Source organism: Micromonospora sp. DT201, from assembly GCF_049841575.1.
Classification (GTDB): domain Bacteria; phylum Actinomycetota; class Actinomycetes; order Mycobacteriales; family Micromonosporaceae; genus Micromonospora.
This window is the reverse complement of the sequence record NZ_JBNCKP010000044.1, coordinates 8,738-12,844: the sequence shown is the minus strand read 5'-3', so window position 1 is coordinate 12,844 and position 4,107 is coordinate 8,738. Positions and strand designations below refer to the sequence as shown.

Genomic DNA, 4,107 nt, shown 5'->3' with positions numbered 1-4,107 from the left:
GCTGATTTGGTTCTGCCGGCGGGGGTGTTCGTGGCGGCGGTGAATGGCCCGTCGTCGACGGTGGTGTCCGGTGACGTGGGCGCGGTGGAGGCGTTCGTGGTCTCGCACGGGGATCGGGCGCGCCGGTTGCCGGTGGACTACGCCTCGCATTGCGCGCACGTGGATGTGCTGCGCACCGAGTTGGAACAACTACAGGTCACACCCGGCCCGGGACGGGTGCCGTTCTACTCCACGGTCAGCCCGGACGAGACCACGTTCGACGCCGGGTACTGGTTTCGGAATCTCCGCCAGCCGGTGCGGTTCCACGACGCGGTCACCCGCGCGGTCGACGACGGGCTGGGACTGTTCGTTGAAGTCAGCCCACACCCGGCGTTGCTGGCAGCGATCGAGGACACCGGCGGCACCGCGGTCGGCAGCCTACGTCGCGACCAGCCGGGCCCGGACACCTTCCTGACCAACCTGGCCCAGGCGCACACCTACGGCGCCGACCTCGACTGGACCACCCTAGACATCCGGGCAGGGCACGTCGACCTGCCGACCTACCCATTCCAACACCAGCGGTACTGGCTCGCCTCGGTCAACCCCGATGATGCCGGAAGCAGGCCCACCGACCTTGGTCTGGAATCCCTGGACCACTCGCTGCTCGGGGCCGCCGTGCCGCTGCCCGACTCGGACGGCCACCTCTTCACCGGCCGGGTCTCCCGGCAGAGTCACCCCTGGCTGGCCGACCACGGCGTCCTGGACACCGTGCTGCTGCCGGGAGCGGTCTTCGTCGACCTGGCGGCCCGCGTCGCCGAGGCGGCCGGGCACGATCGGGTCGACGACCTGGTCCTGCACGCGCCGCTGCTGCTGCCCGACCGCGACGACGTACAACTGCGAGCCACCACGGGAGCCCTGGACACCGACGGCCGCCGCCCGCTGGCCATCCACTCCCGGACGGGCGCTGGGCCGTGGATCCGGCATGCCGAGGGCACGCTCGCGAACGCACCGGCGGCCCGGCCCGCCGACCCCGTGCAGTGGCCGCCGCACGACGCGTCGCCGGTCGACCTGAGCGGTGCCTACGAAGGCCTCGCGGAGGCGGGTTACCAGTACGGTCCGGCCTTCCGGGGCCTCCGAGCCGCCTGGCGCTCGGGCGCCGACGTCTACGCCGAGGTCAGTCTGCCGGAAGGGCTCGACGCCGGCCGGTTCACCCTGCACCCCGCGCTGCTCGACGCGACCCTGCACGCCCTCGCGCTGCTGTCGGATGCCGGCACCCTGGCGATGCCGTTCGCCTGGACCGGGGTCACCGTGCACGCCATCGGCGCCACCTCCCTCACCGCGCGCCTGCATCGCAACGCCGACGGCACGATCCGGCTCGCTCTCGCCGACCGGGCCGGCCAGCCGGTCGCCACCGTCGAGGCACTCGCCACCCGCGAGGTCACGGCCGCTCAGCTCGCGGCCGCGCGGCTCGACGCGGTCCGGACCGTGGCCGACCGCCCGTTGGCCCTGCACTGGACCGCGACCGGCCCACTGGACCCGGCGGACCCGCGTGGTGGCCGCTGGGCGGTGCTGGGTGACGACGCGCGCGCCAGGGCGCTGCGCCACTCGCTGCGGACGACGGGTGTCGAGGCCGACTCGTACGCCAGCCTCGCCGCGCTCACCAAGTCGGACGGACCGGCGCCGGCGACCGTGCTGGCGTACGCCGCATCGGCGACGCCCCGAGCCGCCACGCAGGAGATCCTCGACCTACTACAGGACTGGCTGGCCGACGATCGCTACGTCGGCACACATCTGGTGCTCGTCACGTCCGGCGCGGTCGCCGCCATCGCTGGGGAGACCGTCATCGACCTGGCCACGGCATCCCTGTGGGGCCTGGTCCGCTCGGCACAGACCGAGCATCCGGGCCGGTTCACGCTGCTCGACATCGACCAGGCCCCGATCGCCTGGCCCGCATTCCCGGCCGTCGAGCCGCAGCTCGCCAGCCGTGCCGGCACCCTTTTCGCCCCCCGCCTGACGGCCACCGGCTCCGCCACCACCAGCGCGGACACGGCGCCGGAATTCGACCCTGCGGGCACGGTGCTCATCACCGGCGGCACCGGCACGCTGGGCCGGCTCACCGCCCGGCATCTGGTGAACCGGCACGGGGTACGGCACCTGCTGCTCATCAGCCGCCGCGGGCCGGACGCCGCCGGCGCCGCCGAACTGCGCGCCGAACTCACCGGGCTCGGCGCCACAGTGACCATCGAAGCCTGTGACATCGCCGACCGGGCGCAGGTGGCGCGACTGCTGGCGGCGGTGCCCGCCGACCACCCGCTCACCTCGGTCATCCACACCGCCGGAGCGTTGCACGACGCCACACTTACCGCGCTGTCGCCCGCACATCTGCACGACGTCCTGCCCGCGAAGATCGACGCGGCGACGCACCTGCACGAATTGACCGCGGCGCTCGGCCTGCGACACTTCGTGCTCTTCTCCTCGACCGCAGCCGTGCTCGGCGCCCCAGGGCAGGCGAACTACGCGGCCGGGAACGCGTACCTCGACGCCCTCGCCCGATACCGGCACGGGCAGGGTCTGCCCGCCACGTCGATCGCCTGGGGACTGTGGGCGGACGCTAGCGCCATGACCGGTGGCCTCACCGCCGCGGACCAGGTGCGCCTCGAACGTGCCGGGATGCCGCCGCTCACCATCGAGCAAGGCCTCGCCCTGCTCGATGCGGCGCTGACCACCGGCGACCCGTACGTGGTCGCTCTGCGACTGGACACCGGGCGCATCGGCGCGGCGACCACCGAGGTTCCGGCGCTGCTGCGGGAACTCGTCCGCCGCGCACCCCGAAGAGCCGCAACGGGTGACGTGGCCGGCCCGTCCCTTGGCCGCTGGCTCGCGGGCGTGCCGGAGGCGGAACGCGAAGCGGCCATGGTGCGCGAGGTCTCCGCCCTCATCGCCGCCGTCCTCGGGCACGCGTCGGCGGACGCCATCGATGCCGAGCGGTCGTTCAAGGAGTTCGGCTTCGACTCGCTCACCGCCGTGCAACTGCGCAACCGAGTCAACGCCCGGACCGGGTTGCGGTTGCCGGCCACTCTCGCCTTCGACCACCCCACCCCGCTGGCGCTCGCCCGCCACGCGCTCGCCGAGCTCTCCGTGGCCGCGGCACCGGTAGCGAGTACCGGCCCGGAGGAGTCCCAGTCGCCGCTCGGCGTGCTGTACCGGCAGGCACACCAGCTGCGCCGGCCCGCGGCGGCGGGCGGGCTGCTGCGTGCGGCGGGCGAGCTGCGATCGACGTACGCGGGAAGAATCGACCTTCCCGCACTGCCGGCGGCCGACCGCCTCGCCGACGGACCTGCCCAGCCGGAGCTGCTGTGTTTTCCGCCGTTCGTGCCGGTGCCGGGTGCCATGCAGTATGCCCAGTTCTCCGCCGCGTTGGAGGGTATGCGCAGCGCCTGGCTGATCAACCCGCCGGGCTTCGCGGACGGCGAGAGCCTGCCGGCCGACCTCGACGCGGCGGTCGACGTGCACGCGGACGCCCTCGCCGAGCACGTACGAGGCCGTCCCGTGGTGCTGGTCGGCTACTCCTCGGGCGGTCTGCTGGCGCACGCGGTGACGCGGTGCCTGGAGGACCGGGTCAATGTGGAGGTGGTGGGGCTGGTGCTGCTTGACACCTATCTACCCGGCGACTTGTCCGAGTCGATGGCCCGATCGCTGCACGAGGAGGTGTTCGAGCGGGGGACCGGGCTCGCGGCGATGGACTTCGCCAGCCTGACCGCGATGGGTCGTTACCTTGATCTCTTCGCGGGCTGGCAGCCAGCACCGGTCGACGCGCCAACCCTGATCATCCGGCCGGAGCGGCGGGTGCCGGCGCTGCCCGGCGACGAGGGCGATGAGACGCCGTGGCAGGCCCGCTGGAACCTGCCACACGACCTGGTGACCGTTCCCGGTGACCACTGCACGATGGTGACCGAATTCGGCGCCGACACCGGTCGCGCGGTACACGACTGGCTCCGCCGGGCCGGCGACCGGAGCTGACGGGTGGCGTAACGAGAGCGGCGGGGGGGGGGCGCGGGGCCGGCGGGGGGGGCGCGCGCCGGGCGCCCGGGCGCAGTGTCGGGGCGCGGGGGCCGCCCGCGAGCTGGC

Annotated in this window: 1 protein-coding gene; it reads left to right on the top strand. The window is 73.5% G+C overall.

Going from position 1 to position 4,107, the window contains the following annotated elements; translation table 11 throughout:
* On the top strand, window positions 1–3,999 hold a 3,999-nt coding region (locus tag ACLQ28_RS34220; protein WP_425690398.1), incomplete at its 5' end, for an SDR family NAD(P)-dependent oxidoreductase.
* Window positions 4,000–4,107 lie beyond the last annotated feature (108 nt).